This is a genomic window from Novosphingobium sp. (genome assembly GCF_030699305.1).
Classification (GTDB): domain Bacteria; phylum Pseudomonadota; class Alphaproteobacteria; order Sphingomonadales; family Sphingomonadaceae; genus Novosphingobium.
The window spans coordinates 43,498-65,177 of record NZ_JAUYNB010000034.1; the positions used below are offsets into that span (position 1 = coordinate 43,498).

The window sequence follows — 21,680 nt, forward strand, 5'->3', positions numbered from 1 at the left end:
GGGGAGGCGTGAGGGGCTTGGATCATTCCCCGAAATCCTCAGGCCAGTGCCGCAGCGCGCTCAGCACCGGATAGGGGGTGAACCCGCCCAGCGCGCAGAGCGAGCCGAACTTCATCGTTTCCGCGAGATCTTCCAGCAGTTGCAGGTCGTCCGCGCGGCTCCGGCCAGTCTTGCGGGCGTTGTGCATCTGGGGCAGGGCTTCCACCGCATCGGCGGCTGGCTTGCCCCCGCTGCGGATGCGGTCGATCAGTTCGACGCCCCGTGTGGACCCGATCCGGCAGGGCGTGCACTTACCGCAGCTTTCCGCCGCGCAGAATGCGAACGCGAACCGCGCCAGCCCGCCCATGTCGGCGCTATCGTCGAACACCGTAATCCCGCCATGCCCGATCAGCGCGTCGGCCACGGTATAGGCCTCGTAATCGAACGGCAGGTGGAACTGGGCAGGGGGGAGATAAGCCCCCAGCGGCCCGCCGACTTGCACCGCTTTCACCGGACGGCCCGATGCCGTGCCGCCGCCGATTGTGTTGACCAGCGTGTCGAGGTCGATCCCGAACGCGGTTTCATACAGCCCGCCATGCTTGATATTGCCTGCCAGCTGGATCGGCATCGTGCCTTTCGACCGGTCTACCCCCAGGCTGGCGTAAAGCGCCGCGCCGCCGTCTGACAGGATGTGCGGGATCGCCGCCAGAGTCAGGACGTTGTTGACCACCGTGGGGCAGCCGAACAGCCCTTCCAATGCGGGCAGAGGCGGCTTGGCGCGCACTTCTCCGCGTTTGCCCTCGATGGAGTTCAGCAGCGACGTTTCCTCGCCGCAAACATAGGCGCCCGCGCCGACCCGCACTTCGATGGCGAAGGGGGCGATATGCTCTGCCGCCAGCGCGATGGCGGCGTTCAGCTTGGCAATCGCGTGGGGATATTCGCTGCGGACGTAGATATAGCCTTGGCCAGCGCCGACGGCGTGGGCGGCAATTGCCATCCCCTCGATCAGCTGGAACGGATCGCCTTCCATCAGCATCCGGTCGGCGAACGTGCCGCTATCGCCTTCGTCGGCGTTGCAGACCACGTATTTGCGGGTGCCGGGCGCATTGGCGACGGTCTGCCACTTGATCCCCGCCGGAAAACCCGCCCCGCCGCGTCCGCGCAGGCCCGATTGCAGCACTTCGTCCAGCACGGCTTGCGGTGTCATCGCGCGGGCGCGGGTCAGGCCCGCCCAGCCGCCGGTCGCGGCGTAGTCGGCCAGACTGACCGGACGTGTGCGCCCGGCGCGGGCGAAGGTCAGCCGCTGTTGCCCGGCGATGAAGGGATGCTCGGCGATCCGGCCAATCGCCTTGTCGCACGTGCCGTCAAGGATCGCAGGCACATCGGCGGGAGCAGCCGGGCCGAACCCCAGGCCATCAATCTCCACCAGCGGTTCCAGCCAGTGCATCCCCCGGCTCGACACCCGTTCGACCGTACAGCCAGCCGCTGCGAACGCCGCCGCCACGCTGTCCGCGCCGCAAGCCAGCGCCAGCGCATCGTCCGAGATTCGCACCACGGTCATTGCGCGTGTACCAGCGCGACCAGCGCCGTCTCATCCAGCCGCGCGTGGAGCGTATCGCCGGCCCGCGCAGCCGGGCCAGCGCTGCACAGGCCGAGGCAATAGACCGTCTTGAGGTTCACCCGGCTGCCCGCCGCGCTGGTCGCCGCTGCGACCAGCGCTTCGGCACCGCGCGCCTGACAGGCCTCGGCCCGGCACAGTTCAACCGCCGGGCGCGGATCGGGCGCAGGGGTGAAATCGTGGTAGAAGCTGACCACGCCGTGCACTTCCGCGCGGGACAGGTTCAGCGCCTTGGCAACCTGCGCTTCCGCCGCCGCATCGACGCAGCCAAACGCGTGCTGGCAAGCGTGCAGGATCGGCAGCAGCGGTCCTTCGCGGTGCAGGTGCGCCGCAATGATTTCGGCCAGGCGCGCGGTATCGGTCATGCCTTCAACCGCTCGGCATGCCAGGCGACATGGTCAGCCATGAAGCTGGAAATGAAGTAGTACGAATGGTCATAGCCCGGCTGCATCCGGATCGTCGCCGGGATGCCGGCCTTGCGGCAGGCCAGCACCAGCAGGCCGGTTTTGAGTTGTTCGTGCAGGAAATTGTCGCCCTCGCCTTGATCGACCAGCAGGTCGGGCAGGCGCGCGCCATCCTCGATCAGCGCGCAGGCATCGTATTCACGCCATGCCGCCTTGTCCGCGCCCAGATAGCCGGTCAGCGCCTTGTCGCCCCACGGGCAGTTCAGCGGGCTGACGATCGGCGAAAACGCGCTGACCGAGCGGAACCGGTCCGGATTGCGCAGGCCGATGGTCAGCGCGCCGTGGCCGCCCATCGAATGCCCGGTGATGCCCTGCCGGTCCATGTCGACCGGGAAATGCTCTGCCACCAGCGCGGGCAGTTCCTGCTCGATATAGCTGCGCATCTTGAAATGCGCAGCCCACGGCTCCCGCGTCGCATCGACGTAGAACCCCGCGCCCTTGCCGAAGTCATAGCCAGCGTCATCCGGCACATCATCCCCGCGCGGGGACGTATCGGGGGCGATGAAGATCACGCCAGCCTTGGCACAGGCAGCGCGGTATTCGCCCTTTTCGGTGACGTTGGCATGGGTGCAGGTCAGCCCCGACAGATACCACAGTACCGGCAGCTTTGCGCCGGGTGCGTGGTCCGGCACGAAGACCGAAAAGGTCATCGGTGTGCCGGTGGCGGCGCTCTGGTGAGTGTAAACCCCCTGAGTGCCGCCGTGGCTGCGATTGGTGCTGACCTGCTCCATGTCAGTTATGCGTCCTCAGCCCGGAAGCTGGCAGAACGCACAGAGCTTGTTGCCGTCCGGATCGCGCAAGTACGCGCCATAGGCATTGCCCGGAGCGCCCGGACGCGGACCCGGCTCCCCTTCGCAGGTGCCGCCCTGGGCCAGACCAGCCGCGTGCCAGGCATCAACCGCGTCCTTGTCGGCCGCGACGAACCCGATGGTCCCGCCGTTGGCATAAGTCGCGCCGTCGCCATTGGCAGGCGTGCCAACGCCAAAGTTGCCGCCCGCACCGCTGTAGAACACGCGGCCGTTGAATTCGCCGCCCGGCGGCACACCCAGCGCGCCCAGCGCGGCGTCATAGAACTGCTTGGCCTTGGCCGGATCGTTGGTGCCAACCATGATATGCGTAAACATTGCTTCTCTCCCGTTGAATGAATTCAAAAAATCAGAACACCACGACGCTGCGGATCGACTTGCCCGCGTGCATCAGGTCGAACGCCGTGTTGATTTCTTCCAGCCCCATCACGTGGGTGATCATCGGATCGATCTCGATCTTGCCGGTCATGTACATGTCGACGATCTTGGGCACGTCAGTACGGCCCTTGGCCCCGCCGAACGCGGTGCCGCGCCAGTTCCGGCCCGTGACGAGTTGGAACGGACGGGTGCTGATTTCCTTGCCCGCTTCGGCCACGCCGATGATGATACTGGTGCCCCAGCCGCGATGGCAGGCTTCCAGCGCGGTGCGCATCACTTCGGTATTGCCGGTGGCATCAAACGTATAGTCCGCACCGCCGTCGGTCATCGCGACGATCATCGCCACGACTTCCTCGCGGCTCATGCCCCTGGAATTGAGGAAGTCGGTCATCCCGAACCGGCGGCCCCATTCCTCACGGTCGGGGTTGATGTCGACGCCGATGATCTTGTTCGCGCCCGCCAGCCGCGCGCCTTGCAGCACGTTGAGGCCAATCCCGCCGAGGCCGAAAATGACGACATTGTCGCCCACCTGAACCTTGGCGGTGTTGATCACCGCGCCGACGCCCGTGGTTACGCCGCAGCCGATGTAGCAGCTGGACTGGAATGGCGCGTCCTCACGGATTTTCGCGACCGCGATTTCGGGCAGCACCGTGAAGTTCGAAAACGTCGAGCAGCCCATGTAGTGGAAGATGGTCTGGCCCTTATAGCTGAACCGGCTGGTGCCGTCCGGCATCAGGCCCTTGCCCTGCGTGGCGCGGATCGCGGTGCAGAGGTTGGTCTTGCCCGACAGGCACGACTTACACTGGCGGCATTCCGGGGTGTAGAGCGGGATCACATGGTCGCCGGGCTTCACGCTGGTCACGCCCGCACCCACTTCGCGCACGATCCCGGCGCCTTCGTGGCCCAGCACGCTGGGGAAGATGCCTTCCGAATCGAACCCGTCCAGCGTGTAGGCATCGGTGTGGCAGATCCCGGTCGCCATGATCTCGACCAGCACTTCACCGGCTTTCGGACCTTCCAGGTCCAGCTCGACGATTTCCAGCGGGGTCTTGGGCGCAAAGGCAACGGCGGCGCGGGTCTTCATGTCCGAAATACTCCTCTCCGCGGCGGTCGCGGTATTTTGTAAGCAATGCTTACTAAAAGGTGGGGTGCGGCGTCAATGCCGGTGCTCAGGCTGTCGTGCCTCTCTCGCCTATTGCGGCATCGCTTGGCAAGTCGGCAGCGGCGGGTTAGCGCTTGGGGCATGAAAGCTTTGCACGACCCGGATCGCCTGCTCGGCGAAGGACTGGCCGCCATTCGCGCGCAGTTTCGCGTGCCCGACAGTTTCCCGCCAGCCGTGCTTGCCGCCGCCGAACGGGCCGCGCAGCGCCTGCCCAGCGCGCATGCCGATTGGACCGCGCGCGAATTCGTCACGCTCGATCCGGCCAGTTCCACCGATCTCGATCAGGCCTTCGCAATCGAAGCAGCGGGCGCGGATTATCTGCTGCACTATGCCATCGCCGATGTGGCGTGGTTCGTCGATGATGATGATCCGGTCGATCAGGAAGCCTGGCGGCGCGGCGTGACGACCTATCTGCCCGATGGCAAGGCGGGCCTCTATCCGCCGGTGCTGGCCGAAGGCGCTGCCAGCCTGCTGCCGGATGGACCGCGCCCGGCTGTGGTCTTCACCACCCGCGTCGCGCCCGATGGCGGCGCGGTGCTGGACGGCGTCACCCGCGCGGTGATCCGCAGCCGCGCCAAGCTGGCCTATGATACCGCGCGCGATGATCAGTTGCCGCCAGCCCTGCCAGACCTCGCCGCGCGGATTGCTGCGGCCGAAGACCGGCGCGGCGCGGCCCGGGTCGATCCGCCGGAGCAGGAAGTGGATCGCACCAACGATGGCCGCTATGCCCTGCGGTTCCGCCCGCCGCTCCGGTCGGAAACGCGCAATGCGGCGCTGTCGCTGGCGACCAACATGGCGGTGGCCGATCTGCTTCACGCGCACGGCACCGGCCTGTTCCGGGTGATGGCCGCGCCCGATGATTTCGCGGTCGCGCGGCTGCGCCAGACGGCTCACGCGTTTAACCTGCACTGGCCGGATGCGCTGCCGCTGGCCCGGTTCGAAAAGACGCTCAACCCCGCGGATCCCCGTGACGGCGCATTCATGCTGGCGATCCGCCGCGCCGGGCAGGGGGCAAGTTACGAGCCATTCCAGCCCGGAACCACGCCGTGGCACGCGGCGATGGCGGCCACTTATGCCCATGCCACCGCCCCGCTGCGGCGGCTGGCCGATCGCTATGTGATCCGCGCCGCGCTGGCGGTTGCCAATGGCCAGCCAGTGCCCGCTGTCGTCAGCGCGGCCTTCACCCGCCTGCCGACGGTAATGGGCAAGGCCGATGCCCGCGCCGGACAAGTCGAACGCGCCGTGGTGGACCTCGCCGAAACCGCGATCCTGGCGGGCCGCGAAGGTGAGCACTTCGCCGCTGTTGTGACGGACCTTGGCGAAACCGGCGCGCGGTTCCAGCTGTGCGACTTGCCGGTGGTCGCCCGCACCCCGGCGCAGGACGTGGTCCCCGGCGCAGCGATCCGCGTGCGACTGGACGCGGCTGACCCGGCCCGCCGCACGCTGGCGTTCACGCGGACCGAATAGCAGGCCGGATGAATCGAGTTGCGCGCACCGCAGACCTCGGCTAGTGGCCCCATTCCTGCGGGCAACCGTGGGTAAGGCCCGATGGCGGAGTGGTTACGCACCGGATTGCAAATCCGTTTACGCCGGTTCGATTCCGGCTCGGGCCTCCAAATATTCGCGCGGAAAACGTTGCACCCCGGCCTCGCCGTCGGTAAACGCCCGCCGGAACGCCGCTTTAGCTCAGTCGGTAGAGCACATCATTCGTAATGATGGGGTCACAGGTTCGAATCCTGTAAGCGGCACCATTACCCTGTGTCTGGGTATCCCCTGAAACCTTGAATTTCTGCGGTTTTTGAGCGACATTGCGTCTCTCGAAGGCGCTGGGCGTTTCTGCCAGTGCCCCCAGATTGCTATTAAAGCATTGGAAATAAAAGGGTTTAAGCCTTTGGATAAGGCCTATCGCAAGGCCGACGCCAAGGGGCTGTATCTGGAAGTCCGCCCGAACGGCTCAAAGCTGTGGTTCTACAATTTTCGGGTGGACGGTAAGGAAAAGCGGCTGGGGCTGGGTGCTTGGCCTGATATGGGTTTGGCTGATGCCCGCACGGCACATGGCGCGGCCCGCCAAGTGGTGCAGGCCGGTCATCGGCGCGCGCCCGATTGCGGATATCCAACCAGCCGAATTGCTGGAACCGCTTAAGCAACTCGAAAAGCGCGGGCACCGCGAAACAGCGGTGCGCACCCGCAATTTCGCCAGCCGCGTGTTCCGGCATGGCGTTGCCACTGCGCGCTGTTCCAGTGATCCGGCGGCGCTGGAAGGGCGGCTGGGCATGATCGGGCAGGGTCCGAAGCCGTGGGGGCAACCCAGCCTTGTCTATGGCAAGCGTCTGGCGATCTGGCAGGGCTGGCAGAGGGCCGGGGGGTATGATGGTTTGCAGGGCGATCTAAGGGGCGAGCTTGTTACCCCCGGTCTGATATAGCAAACCCGACAATTCACGCGCGCGCGAAGGGCTGTGCCCTGCCGTTTCCAGCCGTTTCAAAACGCTGACTCGCCAATTGATTTAGGAAAATCTTGGCGGCAGGCGGCAAGCCCCGTAAGCCTGACCGGACAGGTAGGGGCTAGGGCAAATCTGCACATGGATATTCAGGGTTACGTCAATGAAATCCGTTCGCTGCACGCCAGCGGGCAGACCACGGAACACAGCTTTCGCCCCGCGCTGTCCCGCCTGTTCAATGCGATCGATCCGGACGTAACGGTTATCAACGAACCGCGCCGCGTGGCGGTTGGAGCGCCGGATTTCGTGTTTGACCGCAAGGGCATTTCGATCGGCTGGGTTGAAGCCAAGGACATTGGCAAGGACGTTCGCAAGTTCGCCACGGGCGATTACAGCCGCGAACAGAAGGCGCGCTATACCAAAGGCCTGCCGAACCTGATTTACACCAACGGGCTGGACTTCGAATTTATCCGGCTGGGTGAAAGCGTGGCGTTCGTCACGATCGCCGATCTGATCCCGACCCTGCCCGCGCGCCCTGAAAACTTCCCCCAGCTGGAGAGCCTGCTGCGCGACTTTGCGCGGGAAACGCCGGTCAGCATTCGCACCGCGCGCCAGCTGGCCGAAATGATGGCGGGCAAGGCGGCGATCATCAAGGATATCATGGGCCGCGCGCTGGTGGCGGATATGGACGCCGGGAACGCAACCGAACTGACCGGCCAGTATGAGGCGTTCAAGGCGAACCTGATCCACGAAATCACCGTGGCGGAATTCGCCGATATCTATGCCGAAACGATCGCCTATGGCCTGTTTGCGGCGCGCCTGCACGATACCACGATGGACAGTTTCAGCCGGGTTGAGGCGCTGGACCTGTTGCCCCGGTCCAACCCGTTCCTGCGCAGCCTGTTCGGCTATATCGCCGGGGTTGATCTGGACGACCGGATTCGCTGGGTGATCGATGAACTGTGCGACGTGTTCCGCGCGGCGGACCTGCACCATATCCTGCGCGATTTCGGCAAGTTCACGGCGCGCAACGATCCGTTCCTGCACTTCTACGAAACGTTCCTGGCCGAATACAACCCGTCCAAGCGCAAGGCGCGGGGCGTGTGGTATACCCCCGAACCGGTGGTGAACTTCATCGTGCGCGCGGTGGACGATGTGCTGAAAACCGAATTCGGTCTGGCCGACGGGCTGGCCGATACCAGCCGCGTCACGATCGATTGGGATACCGGGCAGACCGATGCCAAGGGCAAGCCGGTGACGATCCCCAAGGACGTTCACCGGGTGCAGGTGCTTGATCCGGCAACCGGCACCGGCACGTTTCTGGCCGAAGTCATCAAACTTGTGGCGGACCGGGTCAAGGGCATCGCGCCGGGGCAGTGGTCAAACTATGTCGAAACCGATCTGATCCCGCGCCTGCACGGGTTCGAATTGCTGATGGCCAGCTATGCCATGTGCCACATGAAGCTGGACATGATCCTGACCGAACTGGGGTACAAGCCAACCGGCAACCCGCCCCGGCTGGGCGTCTATCTGACCAACAGTCTGGAAGAAGGCGAGAAGGTGGAACAGAACCTGTTTGCCCAATGGCTGGCGAACGAGGCGAAACAGGCCAGCGATGTGAAACGCCAGACGCCGATCATGTGCGTGATCGGCAACCCGCCTTATTCTGGGCATTCATCGAACAAAGGGCCGTGGATCGAAGGCCTGATGGCCGATTACAAGGTCAGTCCGGAACTGAAGCGCCCTGCCCAAGCCAAGTGGCTGTCGGACGATTACGTGAAATTCATTCGGTTTGCCGAACACATGATCGAAAAGAACGGGGAAGGGGTGCTGGGGTTCATCACCAACCACGGGTATCTGGATAATCCGACTTTCTTGGATATGCGAAGCCATTTGCGCCAGACCTTTGACCGGCTTTACGTGCTGGACCTGCACGGAAACGCCAAGAAAAAGGAAGTTAGCCCGGACGGTTCGCCGGACAAGAACGTGTTCGATATCCAGCAAGGGGTGGCGATCATCGTTGCCGTCAAGCGTCGAGAAACTGGGCAGGCAAAGCAGCCTGCAACGGTGTTGCACGGTGAATTGTGGGGCGATCGGGAGCACAAGTATCAAGCGCTTTGGGCTGGAAGTCACTTCGATCTGGCTGCACAGGATGTTTCGCCTGATGCCGCGCCGTGGCGCTTCAAGCCAACGGACAAGGCCTTGGAGTCAGCTTATCTGGCGGGGTTCTCGGTAGCTGATCTGTTCTCTGCAAATGGCCGTCCTGCTCCCGGCATTGTAACGACGCATGATGAATTCGCGATTTCGTGGACGGCTGCTGAGGCAGTGCAAAAGGTAGAGCGACTTCTGACAACGGCCAATGAGGCAGAAGCACGGGGACTATTCCGACTGTGTTCGCAAAGCCAGTGGAACTATTCGTCGGCTAAGGTTGCGCTAGCTGATGGTGCTTGGCGAAGCGCAGTTACGCCGATTTCCTACCGGCCATTTGATACACGTTTTACGGTCTATAATGCCCACGTTGCCGTGCATCGCCGGGATAGGGTTATGGGTCATTTCTTTGGTCGTCACAATCTCGGACTTGCTACAGCAAGAAGTAACAAAAATCCAATGCCCGATCACTTTTTTGTGACCGACCTTATTTCTGAAACAAAGTATGCTGAAAGTTCGACACAGTCCGTTAATATCCCTTTGTATATTCATCCAGACGAGCAGGATTTAGATCAAACTATTCGCCTAAATGTGGAGCCAAGGCTTTACGCCCAAATTTGCAAAGAGGCTGGACTGACTGGCCCGCTTGTCGCGCCCGATGGCAGCGGCGCTTTCCGCCGCGCATCCGGCGCTGCGCGGCCCGATGAGGTCAAGGTATTCGATTACATCTATGGGGTGCTGCACTGCCCCGCCTACCGCGAAACCTATCGCGAATTCCTGAAAGTGGATTTCCCGCGCGTGCCGTTCCCGCGTGATCCGGCAACCTTCGCCCGTATCAGCGCACAGGGCGAGGCCTTGCGCCGCCTGCACCTGATGGAACCGGCGGCGATCGGCGATGCCCATTTCCCGTTTGAAGGCGACGGGGACAGCGTGGTGGACAAGCCCCGGCTGGAAGGCGGCAAGGTGTGGATCAACGCTGCCCAAGGCTTTGCCGGGGTGTCCGATACCGCGTGGAATTTCCACATCGGCGGATACCAGCCCGCGCAGAAGTGGCTGAAAGACCGCAAGGGCCGCGCGCTGTCATGGGACGATATCCGCCACTATCAGCGGATCATAAAAATCCTGGGCGAAACCGATCGGATCATGCAGCAAATCGAAGTGCCGCTGGATTAGCCGGGATTCCGGTTTGCCCGCTGCTGTGCAATCCACCGGACATGGGCGGTTGGGGTTCAGGGCGGCACGGCGGCAGACCGGTTTGCGAACAAGCGCGCACCATTACCTTCAATATTTCTGACCTGATCTGGCCATCGCAGCACGGTGCCTGCTCAACTGGTCCAGGCCGTGACGCAAGTCTGCTATCAGATCGCTGGGGTCTTCCAGGCCGACGTGGATTCGCAGCAGCGGGCCGGCGAATTTGCCGCTGCATGTGCGCACCGCCAGCTGCGGGTCGCATGGCAGGATGAGGCTTTCAAAGCCTCCCCAGGAATAGCCAAGTCCGAACAGCGACAGCGATTCAAGCATTTGCCTGACAGCCGCGTCGGCCACAGGATTGAGCACGATGCTGAACAGGCCGCAGATATCGCTGTAGTTCCGCTGCCAGATTGCATGGCCGGGATCCTGCGGCAGTGCGGGGCAGAGCACGGTGTGCACTTCCGGCTGTTCAGCCAGCCACTGCGCTATCTTCAGGGCACTCGCACCATGCCGCGCCAAACGAGGATGGAGCGTTCGCAGGCCCCGCAGCGCCAGATAGGCGTCGTCCGGCGAGACCGCCCAGCCAGTCTCATTGCTTGATTTGGCCAGCAGCTCGACAGCGGTTCCGCTCGCCGCCGCCAGTCCCATGAAGACATCGGAGTGCCCGCAGACATACTTCGTCAGCGACTGGATGCTGACATCCACGCCGTGATCGAGCGGCTTGAACAGGACGCCGGAAGACCAGGTGTTGTCGACTGCCGTCATCACGCCCATGGCGCGGGCCATGCGGGCAATGGCGGGAATATCCTGCATCTCGAACGTGTTCGAGCCCGGCGATTCCAGGAAGATCAGCTTCGTCGCCGGGGTGATCATCGCCTTGATCGCCGCAACATCGGTCGTTGGGGCGAAATAGCGCGCCGTAACCCCGAACCGGGCCAGCGTTCCTGCCAGATAGCGGCGGGTGGGGTTGTATACGGAGTCGCACGCCAGCACTTCATCACCGGACGCGAGCAGCGCCGACAGCGTTGCGGTTATCGCCGCGAGCCCCGATGGATAGATGAACGCTTCATCGGCATGTTCCAGGTCACGCAGGGCGTCACGCAGCGACCGCTGCGTGGTCAGGCCGACCCGCCCATACGTTACCAGCGAGGGGTCATAAACTTGCTCGCAGCTATCAAGGAGAATGGTGGAACCCCGATGGATCGGCGGGCCGGGCGTCCGCTGCAGCCGGTCGCAAAGGGCTTCGCCGTGAATGAGGCGTGTTGATTCAGTAACGTTCCTGAAGGCGGTCATTTTGTTTTCCATTAATATTATAAAAATCGCTCAGTAATTTCAATTTGCTTCGCCGCTGAAAATAAAATTTGATCCTGATTTTGATCTATCCAAGGCTTTAATGGCCTTGGTCACATGTTTTTCGATTGCACTGGTCGAAATTGCATATTTGCGCGCCAGATCCTTGAGGCTTACGCCTTCAAGCCGCACGGATATTATGATTTCTCTGGTCCTGGCGGGAAGTTTGCTCAGCACGTCCTCGACCGCCCGGAACTCATCCCGCGCAATCAGGATGTGCAATGGATGGAGTTCATCGACGGGGTGCATTTCGTCCATCAGTTCGCAATGGAGCAAGGCCTTGCGCGTATTCTGTCGGCGATGCCGGTCGATCAGGGCCGCCTGCGCGGCCTGGAAAAGGTAGCATTTCGGGCGATCCAGGGCTGTCAGATCGGATCGGCGTAAAATACGAAGTAAAACATCCTGTATCGCATCATCTACATCGTCTACTGGCAATCGCCATTTGAAATATCTCCGCAGATCAGGGACGTGCGGGAGAACGGATTTCAAAATATCGTCGTAATTTGTTTCCGTTGCTTTACACGCTTTTCTTTCCTGATTTGCAACTAAATCTGGTGTTGTTGCATTTTCAAAAAACTCATCAGCCGGACTATCGCTCCAGGCTGTGTGCTCGGAAAAGTCCAGGCTTAATAATGTCATTCCATTTGCCCCCGTCAGATTGTTTATGCCACAATCTGCGTGGTGGAATCATCCTCATTTTTTAGGGGAAATGGTCAAAAATTGGGATGTGTATCCTTTATAAGTGGCAATATTGGGATATATCTCCCGCACAAGGTCAGGTGCGCGATTCTGCACAGGCGATGGCGTTCCCGTGACGCCGGGTGCTGACCGGGCCTTGCAGGGTGTTCCGACAAGTGACTGCCCGCTGGGGTTCCGTCGGCGCAATGGGTTGATCATGACGTGTTTGGAATGGCACTGAACTGTGCCGCGAAGGAGGTTGGAACATGTCCAAAGTATCGCTGGACGATGCCGATGTTCGCATACTGGCAATCCTGCAGGAGGACGCGACCCTGTCGATCGCCAACGTCGCGGCCAGGGCCAACATGTCGCACAATGCGTGCTGGCGGCGGATCAAGCGGCTGGAGGAATCAGGCGTGATCGCCCAGCGGGTGACACTGCTCGATGCCAGCAAGCTTGGCCTGGACATGACGGTTTTCGTCAGCATCCGGGCGGCCGAGCATTCCGAGGAATGGCTCAAGAAGCTGACCGATTCCGTGCGCGACATTCCTGAGGTGGTCGAGTTCTACCGTATGACCGGTGACGTCGATTACCTGCTCAAATTAAGGGTCGAAAGCATCGGCGCCTATGACGCGGTCTATCGCCGCCTGATCAAGAGCGTGCGGCTGACGGACGTAAGCTCGACCTTCTCGATGGAAGAGATCAAGTGCACCACGGCCCTGCCATTGACGCGGACCCCGGCGCGATGAAGCAGGTGCTGACCCCGGCCCTGAGCTGAGGCCGGTTATGCGTTTACGGGCCAGGCTCAGGGCCTGACAAAGCGTTTGCGGAGCTGGCGATGCGGCGGCTTCCAGTCATGCGAGCGGGTAAAGCAGCCCCTCACCTGTCAGGGCATGCAGCGTAGTCCGGCCAAGGGGCGGACGGTGCAAATGGCACAAAACCCCCGGCCGACAGGGTCGACGCGACACCCAGGCGATGATGGCTGCCGGTAGTAACCCATGCCTGCAGGCCAATAAAAACGGGAACTATATACATGCTTGATCCGGCGTCATTTGAATATGTTGCCGCGCCGCAGTCGCCATTGCTCGCCAAGGCCGATCAGAAAGAGGATCGCGCTGAGCACGGTTGCCCCGCCAACGCGGGGCCGGTTGGGCTGGCCCGTTACACCACGCTGCGCGCCTGGCTATCGCAATGGTCCTACGACCAGTCCCGCGCGCGCACGGGCGCCAATGCACCGCATATAAGCGTGCCGGCGCTGGTGATCGAAAATGGTGCCGACGATGCCACGCCTGCGGCCCATCCGCGGAAAATCTTCGAACTTCTTGGGAGTGCGGACAAGCAGTTCGCCTGCATCGAGGGCGCAACCCATTATTATCAGCAGCAGCCCGATCGCCAGAAGCAGGCGGTGGACCTGTGCCGGGACTGGCTCAACGCCCGCGGAATGGCAATGACGTGACCGTGCGTCGCATCACCGGCAATTTTCACGCTGTTACTGCTTGCCATAGCGCTGTCCCAGCAGCGTGGCGCGGGACTGCATCGGCTGTGCCTTGCCATCGACGTAGACTGCCACCGGTCCGCTGAGCGGCTCAAGCGGATCGCCATCCCAGATCACCAGATCGGCCAGTTTGCCCGGTTCGATCGATCCGACCAGATTGGCAACACCGAAGATGCGCGCCGGGGCAAGGGTAATCGCCTCAAGCCCGGCGGCCTGCGGGAGGCCGCGTGAAACCGCCAGACCGGCGTTGTAGCGCATGTCCCGGACGCGGTGACCGGCATCGTTGCCGCTGATCGCGATATCCACGCCCGCCGCCTTGAGGATCGCCGCATTGCGCAGCGAGGCGCCGATCTGATCGAAGCTCGACGGGATGTTGGAGGTCGGGTTCAGCAGGACCGGCACTTTCATCGCCGCGATTGCATCCGCCACTTGCCAGCCTTCTTCCGCGCCGCTCAGGATCAGCTTGAGGCGGAAATCCCTGGCAAGGCTGAGCACCTGCCTGATGTCGGCAGCGCGACGAACCACGACAACCAGCGGCATAGCCCCCGATACAACCGGCGCAAGCGCCCGGTGATCGGCCTCTGACAGGCCCCAGTTGTTGTCGGTGGTCCACGTTTTCCGCAGGCTGGCGAACAGCTCGCGCAGCTGGACAAACTCCGACCCGCGCGATCCGCCGAGACGGGCCGCGCCGTCTTCACCCAGTTCAAGCACCATGCCTGCGCCTGCTCTGAACAGGATGTCCGGGCCTTCGCCAAGCGAAATGAGCGCGGCCTTGCCGGCGAAGAGCGCTTCGCGTTCCTTGTTGCTGTCATCATAGTCGGGCATCACCACCGCGCGGGTGATCCCGCCCAGCCGTGCGACCGGCAGCAGCGTCGATGCCGGGTTGAGCCCATACTGCACGTCGAATGCGGCGCTGATCCTGGTGCTGCTGGTTCGGGCATCCATTGTCCCGCTGACCGAGTTGACTTCGACCAGCCCCAGCGCTGTGTTCACGGCAATCAGGCCCGGCGTGACATAGCCGCCCCTGGCATCGACAATCGTGATGCCATCAGGCAGCGCCACATTGGCACCGGCGGCACTGATCTTGCCGTCGCGAACAACGATTGTCCCGCGTTCCACCTCACCGATCGGGCCGGGCGAAAGGATGTGCGCGTTCGTTATCGCAAAGGTCTGCGCTTGGGTTGCAGTGGAGCAGGCAAGGCCGGCCAATCCGGCCAGAACGAGTGAAAGCGGTCCGAACTTCATCTCACTGCGCTCCCACTGGCTGGCCAAGCTCGAAATCGCTGCGATAGATCGAGCCGGGATCAGACGTGTCGTGCATCAGCGCACCGTCGATGAACACCTTTTCAGCCACGGCATAGACACTGAAGGGGTTGCGGCTCCACAGCACGACGTCCGCCATCTTGCCTGGTTCCAGCGACCCCGTCCGGTCCGCGACGCCCATGATTCTGGCGGGATTGAGCGTGATCCACTTGATCGCTTCTTCCTGCGGGATGGCGATTCCCGCCCGCCGCCCGGCCGCAAGCGCAACTGCGGTTTCAACGTTGAGGCGCTGGATCAGGCCCTGCTCGTCCGAATGGATGGCAACGCATACCCCGCGGGCGGCAAGTATCGCGGCGTTCTCCTCGATCGCATCGAAGGCCTCCATCTTGAAGCCCCAGCGGGTAGCCCAGGTGGCGACGCAGGTTCCTTCGGCAGCAAGGAGATCGGCGATCTTGTATGCTTCCACGGCGTGGTGGAACGCGGCGGTCCTGTAGCCGAACTCGTGGCCGACATCGATCATGACGGCCATTTCGTCGGCCCGGTAACAATGGTTCTGCGTCAGGATTTCACCCTTCAGAACACCGGCCAGGGTTTCCAGCGCAAGCTCGCGCTTGGGCGCTTCGGCTGCATCGCCTTTGGCGCGCTTGCGGTCGTAGGTATCCCACTTGCGGGCATATTCGGCCGCATCGATCCAGCTGCGCCGGAACCCGGCGACATTGCCCATCCGCGTGGCCGGCGCCCGACCGCGGCTGCCATACCGGCCCTTCGGATTTTCGCCGCACGCCATCTTGAGCGTGTAGGGCGCGCCGGGAAACTTCATCTGCGCCACGGTCACGGCGGGAACGTTCTTGAGCGTCACCCCCCGGCCGCCGAACAGGTTTGCCGAACCCGGCAGGACGAGCAGGCTGGTAACCCCGCCTGCGCGTGCCTTGGTAAAGACCGGGTCCTGCGGCCAGACGGAATGTTCGGCCCAGACATTGGCGGTGTAGGGATCGATATTCTCGTTCCCGTCGGCGTGGCCGGCTACGCCCGGTGCGGGAAAGACCCCCAGATGCGAATGCGAATCGATGATGCCGGGCGTTACCCACTTGCCGGTGCCATCAATGCTGCGCGCGCCGGCGGGGACCGGGACATCCTTGCCAACGGCCACGATCCGGCCCCCCGACATCAGGATCGTGCCATTGTCGATCCGCACCCCGGTCGCCGTCAGGATCGAGGCATTGACGATCGCGGTGTCCGCCTCGGCGCGGGGGCGATAGGTGCTGGGGTATGCCGCCGGAGCCGGAGGGGCCGGACTGGCGGCTGTTTCACCGGAAGGGGCCGCTCCCAGGGGAGCGCTGATACAGATCGCCAGCGCCAGTGCCGGTTGCCCCAAAACGCGTCGAACGATGCTCTTCACAAAACCACCTTCCTGGACTGGAACCGTCTGGTCAGGCAGCCCCGTCGACCGACCAGGCCGAAGGGACTGCCTGGGCGCTCAGAAGTCCTTGCGGATGCTGGCGTACCAATACCGGGGGTTGGGCGAATCCAGCGAGCCCATATAGCCGAATGAGCCGGAATCGATCGGCGGACGGGAATTGGCGATGTTGCGAACGCCCAGGCGGATGGTGGTCCGATCGGCAATGCCGCCCATCAGATCATACTGCACATACAGGTTCGCCGTCGTGTAGCTCTTGACCGTCCAGTTCTGGCCGCTGACCGAAATGTCATCGTCGATCACGCTGCCGCGATGGCTGACGAACACACCGGTCGTGAACTGACCCAGCTTCCAGGTCAGCGAACCGGATGCGCGCCACTTCGGGAAGCCGTCGTTCCGGACCAGATCGCCGCCTTCCGGAATGATCGTGTCCTGATTGATCGTTCCGGCCGCGCGGGCATCGATCAGCACCTGGATGTCCGGCGAAGCATCGCGGTAATACTTGAGCAGATAGGCGACATTGGCGGACAGGGTGAAGTTGCCGATGCCGGTATCGCGCAGTCCGATATTGAGCCCGAAATCGAGCCCGCGCACGGTTTGCGGTTCAAGGTTGCGATAGAGATCGTCAACATAGGTCACGCGGCCGACCGGGGTCAGCCCGGTCCCGGCGAACAGGGCGATGTCATCAGCGGTTGGCGCGGCGCGGGTGACGTTCGGATCGTTCGACCCTTGGACGCGCTGCAGGTAGTCGTTGATCAGCGCATTGCCTTCGCCATAGACGCCTACAATCCCCTTCTGCTTCACCTGCCAGAAATCGGCCGTGAAGGTGGTGCGCAGCTTTCCGGTGTTGAGGAACGAAGGTTGCAGCACCGTGCCGAAGGTCCAGGTTTCCGAGGTTTCGGGTTCAAGGTTCGGGTTGCCGGCCCGCCGCGCGGTCGTGACAAATGCCTGGCCGCAGCTGCTGAAATTGGCAATCCGTCCGGCCCGCAGGTCGGCTTCGCAGCGGATGTAATCGGTCCGGGTGTTGCCGCGCGTGACAATCGTGGCATTGGTCTGTTCCAGGTTCGGCGCCCGGAAGCCCTGTGCCCACGAACCACGCAGGCGCAACCCTTCAACCACATCCCATGCGGCGGCGACCTTCGGCTTGGCGATGCTGCCGAAGTCGGAGTAGTGCTCATAGCGCCCCGCCGCCTGGAGCGTCAGGCTGCGGATCAGCGGCACGTCCATTTCTGGCGAAATGACCGGAATGGCGAGTTCGGAATAGGCTGCAAAGACAGTGCGTGCGCCGCGCGTGTCAGGCGTCGGGCTGACCCCGAACAGGTCGCTGTCCTGAACCACGCCAGTTACCGTGTCGGTCCACTTGATCGTGCCATCGACGCGCGGATCGCGGTCATCCAGCTGTGTGTCCCGGCGAATTTCAGCGCCGAATGCCATCCCGACGTCGCCGCCGGGCAGCGAAAACAGATCCGGCCGCGATGCCCGGAAATCCCATTCCGCCAGCGTCGATTTGCCCTTGCGGGTCGTCTTGATGCGAATGGCATCAAGTGCGGCCTGGCTGCTGACCGAGGTGTCCGGCCCGGTCGGATTGGTTGCGCTACCGCCGTTGAACGGGTTGTAGGCGTCAGGGGTCGACAGTGCCAGGTTCTTTTGCAGCAGGGTCGAGCTGATGCCGTCCTGCACGTCATTCACACTGGCTTCGGAATAGACCCCGGCGGTTTCCCACTTGAAGCCCAGCGCCTCGCCGCGCAGGCCCAGCACGGCCCGGAACTGCCGGTTGGTCACATCGACCACCGTCGGCCCCATGTCGACGAAGCGATAGCTCGACATGAAAATCGGCAAACCGGCCACAGGCGCATCGATCCCGGCCAGGCGGTTGGGATTGGCACTGCCGTTGGCAAACGTCACCGGACCGAACGGATTCCAGTAGTTCGACGCCGGAATGGTCATCTGGATCGACCCGATCGAGAACACGCTGTCCTGGATGCTCTTGGTCTTGCCGTAATAGTAACCCAGTTCGGTGAACATCGTCACGTCATCTGTCAGGTCATAGTGGCCCGATGCATAGAGATTGATCCGGTCAAGACTGGGCGAGATCGAGATCGGGAAATTGGCCTGCCCGTCCCAGCGGGTGTTGCGGTCAGCCCCGGTGGTCGCGCGGTTGCCGTCATCGATGCAGATGCCGGTGCCCAGATCGTAGGAACAACCGCCGTTGGCGGTCGGCTGGATCGAGAACACCCCGCCTGCCGTGGTGACATTGGTCGTGCCCCGGCGGACCCGCACCCCGCCCACGGTCGCAAAGTTGCCCCAGTGTGCCAGCGTGCTGGTGTCATCCAGGCTGTTCGATCCCGCAAAGATGGTGCCGGCGAACTCAGCGAACGCCCGGTGATCCGACGTGGCGGTAAAGGGCAGGTCCTGCGACGTCAGCGCGGTCCGGTTGGTATAGTTGAACAGGACCGAAAAGTTGCCGCGCCCGTTCGAGAAATCCGAGCCGAGATAGCCCGAAGCGTTGAATTCGCGCAGGCCGGTGCCTTCGGCCCCGCCATACTGGAGCGAGAGGCTGCCGCCGTTGATGTTGTCCCGCAGCACGGTGTTGACCACACCGGCCACCGCATCGGTGCCGTACAGCGCAGCGGCGCCATCGCGCAGCACTTCAACCCGCTTTACGCCGAACACCGGGATGGCGTTGGTGTTGTAGGTGGTGACCGGGGCGAGCGATGCGCTTGCCTGGCTGCTCGGGTGCTGGACGACCCGGCGACCGTTCAGCAGGACCAGGGTGTTGCCGACCCCAAGTCCGCGAAGGTCGATCGAGCCAACATCGCCGCGCGCGAAGTTGCTGCTGGTCTGACCGTTGCTGGTATTGAACGAAACGTCGCTCATTTGCGGGATCGAGCGGATCAGGTCATCACCGGAAACTGCCGCCGTCGCCGCAATCTCTTCCTCGCTGACCACGGTAACCGGCAGGGCTTCGGTGATCTTGGAACCGGCGATGCGGCTCCCCGTAACCACAATCTCGCTGCCTTTCGCGGTTTCTTCTGGCTGCGGCGGTGCCTCCTGCGCGGCCGCCTGCTGCGCGACAGCCAGGCCGATGAGCGATGCCGCGCACAGCACCTGCCTGCGGATGGAGTGTGATTTGCTGACCATTGAGAACCCCCTGTTCGTGCTGAGCCGTCCCTGACGCGGCCACACTTGTTGCCGCACCTGCCATGTTTGACGCAATGCAGCAATGAAACCCCACTTTAAATTTCCGGCGACGGCTGCGGGGTTAAAAGTCGGCCAATTCTGCCAGTTCTGCCGCCGCACCGGCTTGAACGGGGAAATGATGGGGTAAGCAGACAACGCTGCGTCATTGCGTTACGAACCCGGATTATCGGTTGATGGAGGTGCGGTGTGATCGCTCGCAAGTGTGGACTTTGTTCGGGGATGCTGGCGTCGAAGGCGCTGGCCGTGCTTGCATTCGGGATCGGCAGCCCGGCGCTTCTGGCGCAGACCAATGACCGGCCAGTGGCGATAACCGATGCCACCATTTTCGACGCCACCGGCAGAGAGCCGTTTCGCGGCACCGTCGTTATCCGCAGCGGCCGGATCGAAGCTGTCGGGCCGAATGTCCGGATTCCCAAAGGGGCAGTGGTCATCCGCGCCGAGGGCAAGGCCTTGCTGCCCGGCTTTGCCGACGTTCACACCCATTGGTCACCCAGCGGATCGCCCGCAGCGCTGCCCCAGATTGCCAGCGCCTATGTCGCCAGCGGCGTAACGACGGTGAACGATTTTCACCAGCAGCCCGAAGCTTTCGAACCGCTCCGCGCCTGGCTTCGGGGGATCGTTGCGCCGCATGTCAACTTCGTCGCCAGGATCAGCACCCCGGGTGGTCACGGTGCGGACTGGGCCGATACCAATACGACAAAATGGGTCGCCACCGCCGAAAGTGCCCGGCGCGCGGTGCAGGCGCTCCAGCCGTATCGCCCCGATCACATCAAGGTCTTCACCGACGGCTGGCGTTACGGCACCTTGCCCGAAGAAACCTCGATGAATGCAGAGACGCTGGGCGCGCTCACGGCTGAGGCGCGCAAGTACGGCCAGCGTGTGCTGACCCATACCGTGACAGTGGAGCGCGGGAGAATCGCGGCGAACGCATCGGTCGACATCATTGCCCACAGCATCCAGGACGCGCTGCTGGATGAAGCGACAGTCGCGGCGATCAAGGCGGCTGGCACCTTTTACGCGCCGACGCTGGCCATCTATCAGCTGAAGCCGGACGATCTTGATCCCGGCCGCAAGGACGATCCGGTCACCCGGCAGCGCATCCGCAAATGGGGCTTTGCGCAAGCGAACCTCAGAACGCTGTTTGCGGCTGGCGTGCCGATTGCGCTGGGTACCGATGCCGGGATCGGGGGCGCACGCCACGGCTATTCGAGCTTGCAGGAAATGGAACTGATGGTCGAGGCCGGGCTCAGCCCCAGGGCGGCGCTGCTGGCTGGCACGGCAAACAGTGCGCTCGCGCTGGGGATGGCCGATGATCGCGGCACCATCGAACGCGGCAAGCGCGCCGATCTTCTGCTGATCGATGGCAAGCCGTGGGAAACGATCGCCGATGTCCACAAGATCGACCGCGTGCTGATCGATGGCCGGGTTGCCTTCGGCGGCGGGGTCAAGCTGCCCGGCGGCAATTTCGAGACGGCGTTGCCCGCCGCGCTGGCTCCGCAACTGATCGACGATTTTGAGCGCGCCGATGGGCGCAGCGCGCTGGATACGCTGCGGCTGGCTGACATGGATGGCGGTGTCGAACGGTCCGCGGTGGTGGCCAACCGGGTGCCAGGGGCAGGCGGCGGCGCAGCGCTGGCGTTTGCCGTGCAGATGTCGCCCAAGGACAAGCCAGAGGGCGGCGTGCTGGTGCCGCTCTCACGCGGATCGGTGCGCCCCGCCGATGCCCGCCGCTTTGCCGGGATCCGGCTCAATCTGCGCGGCGCAGGCCAGTATGCGGTCGTGATCAACACGCTGGCGGGCAAGTGGACCGCACCGGTTGACGCGACCGGAACCTGGTCCGAGGTGCGCGTGCCGTTCAGCGCGTTCGCTCCGGTCAGGAACCGCGACGGCGCAGCGGCATGGCGCGGCGACAACCTGCTTGAAGTCGGGGTTGTCGCACGGCGCGAAGCTGGCGCGTCGGCCTGGGCCGAAGTCGACAATCTGGGCTTCTACCCGGATTGATCGCCGCCTGCGGGCGCGGTCAGCGCAGCGCCAAGCGCCACTGCCAGATCCCGCGCGGTCCGCGCCGCGCCGGTCCGTCAGCTCGCAGCCG

The 21,680-nt window shown here is 63.2% G+C and carries 17 protein-coding genes and 2 tRNA genes; 9 read left to right on the forward strand and 10 right to left on the reverse strand.

What is annotated here, in order from left to right; translation table 11 throughout:
- Window positions 1–22: 22 nt before the first annotated feature.
- The 5 genes from Q8Q53_RS13540 to Q8Q53_RS13560 are packed head-to-tail and all read right to left on the reverse strand — an operon-like array spanning window position 23 to window position 4,329.
- On the reverse strand, window positions 23–1,540 hold the full coding sequence (locus Q8Q53_RS13540) for an NADH-ubiquinone oxidoreductase-F iron-sulfur binding region domain-containing protein (protein WP_305702313.1): 1,518 nt from the start codon (window positions 1,538–1,540) through the stop codon (window positions 23–25).
- Entirely contained in the window at window positions 1,537–1,962 is a 426-nt protein-coding gene (locus tag Q8Q53_RS13545) for an NAD(P)H-dependent oxidoreductase subunit E (RefSeq protein ID WP_305702314.1), read from the reverse strand. Before Q8Q53_RS13545 ends, Q8Q53_RS13540 begins: the two co-directional genes overlap by 4 nt.
- Window positions 1,959–2,792: an S-formylglutathione hydrolase gene (gene fghA, locus Q8Q53_RS13550; RefSeq protein WP_305702315.1), complete on the reverse strand. Its 834-nt coding sequence runs from the start codon at window positions 2,790–2,792 to the stop codon at window positions 1,959–1,961. Before fghA ends, Q8Q53_RS13545 begins: the two co-directional genes overlap by 4 nt.
- Before the next feature lie 15 nt (window positions 2,793–2,807).
- Window positions 2,808–3,185 carry a VOC family protein gene (locus Q8Q53_RS13555; protein ID WP_305702316.1) on the reverse strand — a complete coding sequence of 126 codons (378 nt, stop codon included), beginning with the start codon at window positions 3,183–3,185 and terminating at the stop codon, window positions 2,808–2,810.
- 31 nt (window positions 3,186–3,216) lie between these two features.
- Entirely contained in the window at window positions 3,217–4,329 is a 1,113-nt protein-coding gene (locus tag Q8Q53_RS13560; RefSeq protein WP_305702317.1) for an S-(hydroxymethyl)glutathione dehydrogenase/class III alcohol dehydrogenase, read from the reverse strand.
- A 159-nt stretch (window positions 4,330–4,488) separates the two neighbouring features.
- Here Q8Q53_RS13560 and Q8Q53_RS13565 point away from each other — a divergent pair, with 159 nt between their 5' ends.
- The 6 genes from Q8Q53_RS13565 (at window position 4,489) to Q8Q53_RS13590 (ending at window position 10,166) form a co-directional block, all read left to right on the forward strand.
- A complete protein-coding gene (locus Q8Q53_RS13565) occupies window positions 4,489–5,874 on the forward strand; it encodes an RNB domain-containing ribonuclease (RefSeq protein WP_305702318.1) in 1,386 nt (461 codons plus the stop codon).
- A 75-nt stretch (window positions 5,875–5,949) separates the two neighbouring features.
- Window positions 5,950–6,023, forward strand: a tRNA-Cys gene (locus Q8Q53_RS13570).
- A 59-nt stretch (window positions 6,024–6,082) separates the two neighbouring features.
- Window positions 6,083–6,158, forward strand: a tRNA-Thr gene (locus tag Q8Q53_RS13575).
- A 47-nt stretch (window positions 6,159–6,205) separates the two neighbouring features.
- Window positions 6,206–6,550 carry an Arm DNA-binding domain-containing protein gene (locus Q8Q53_RS13580; protein WP_305702319.1) on the forward strand — a complete coding sequence of 115 codons (345 nt, stop codon included), beginning with the start codon at window positions 6,206–6,208 and terminating at the stop codon, window positions 6,548–6,550.
- Window positions 6,462–6,830, forward strand: coding sequence for a hypothetical protein (locus Q8Q53_RS13585; protein WP_371136564.1), 369 nt, complete (start codon window positions 6,462–6,464; stop codon window positions 6,828–6,830). Before Q8Q53_RS13580 ends, Q8Q53_RS13585 begins: the two co-directional genes overlap by 89 nt.
- Window positions 6,831–6,986: 156 nt before the next feature.
- The gene (locus Q8Q53_RS13590) at window positions 6,987–10,166 is read left to right on the forward strand and encodes a type ISP restriction/modification enzyme (protein ID WP_305702321.1); all 3,180 of its coding nucleotides are present in this window, start codon (window positions 6,987–6,989) and stop codon (window positions 10,164–10,166) included.
- 108 nt (window positions 10,167–10,274) lie between these two features.
- Here the strand turns inward: Q8Q53_RS13590 and metC are convergent, their stop codons facing one another.
- Together metC and Q8Q53_RS13600 are read right to left on the reverse strand one after the other, a co-directional pair.
- The gene (metC, locus tag Q8Q53_RS13595; RefSeq protein ID WP_305702322.1) at window positions 10,275–11,489 is read right to left on the reverse strand and encodes a cystathionine beta-lyase; all 1,215 of its coding nucleotides are present in this window, start codon (window positions 11,487–11,489) and stop codon (window positions 10,275–10,277) included.
- Between the two features lie 27 nt (window positions 11,490–11,516).
- Window positions 11,517–12,173 carry an RNA polymerase sigma factor gene (locus Q8Q53_RS13600; RefSeq protein WP_305702323.1) on the reverse strand — a complete coding sequence of 219 codons (657 nt, stop codon included), beginning with the start codon at window positions 12,171–12,173 and terminating at the stop codon, window positions 11,517–11,519.
- Window positions 12,174–12,478: 305 nt separating this feature from the next.
- Between Q8Q53_RS13600 and Q8Q53_RS13605 the strand changes: the two genes are divergently transcribed.
- On the forward strand, window positions 12,479–12,961 hold the full coding sequence (locus Q8Q53_RS13605) for an Lrp/AsnC family transcriptional regulator (RefSeq protein ID WP_305702324.1): 483 nt from the start codon (window positions 12,479–12,481) through the stop codon (window positions 12,959–12,961).
- Between the two features lie 284 nt (window positions 12,962–13,245).
- Window positions 13,246–13,668, forward strand: coding sequence for a hypothetical protein (locus tag Q8Q53_RS13610; protein ID WP_305702325.1), 423 nt, complete (start codon window positions 13,246–13,248; stop codon window positions 13,666–13,668).
- A 33-nt stretch (window positions 13,669–13,701) separates the two neighbouring features.
- Here the strand turns inward: Q8Q53_RS13610 and Q8Q53_RS13615 are convergent, their stop codons facing one another.
- The 3 genes from Q8Q53_RS13615 to Q8Q53_RS13625 all read right to left on the reverse strand — a co-directional run bounded on the left by Q8Q53_RS13615 (window position 13,702) and on the right by Q8Q53_RS13625 (window position 19,528).
- Window positions 13,702–14,952, reverse strand: a complete 1,251-nt coding sequence (locus Q8Q53_RS13615) for an amidohydrolase family protein (RefSeq protein WP_305702326.1) — start codon at window positions 14,950–14,952, stop codon at window positions 13,702–13,704.
- Between the two features lies 1 nt (window position 14,953).
- Window positions 14,954–16,369 (reverse strand): amidohydrolase, encoded by a 1,416-nt coding sequence (locus tag Q8Q53_RS13620; RefSeq protein ID WP_305702327.1) that lies wholly within the window; start codon window positions 16,367–16,369, stop codon window positions 14,954–14,956.
- 78 nt (window positions 16,370–16,447) lie between these two features.
- A complete protein-coding gene (locus Q8Q53_RS13625; protein WP_305702328.1) occupies window positions 16,448–19,528 on the reverse strand; it encodes a TonB-dependent receptor domain-containing protein in 3,081 nt (1,026 codons plus the stop codon).
- 246 nt (window positions 19,529–19,774) lie between these two features.
- On the opposite strand from Q8Q53_RS13625, the gene Q8Q53_RS13630 reads away from it, so the two are divergent.
- Complete coding sequence (locus tag Q8Q53_RS13630; RefSeq protein ID WP_305702329.1) at window positions 19,775–21,589, forward strand: amidohydrolase family protein; 1,815 nt, start codon at window positions 19,775–19,777, stop codon at window positions 21,587–21,589.
- The last annotated feature ends 91 nt before the right edge of the window (window positions 21,590–21,680 follow it).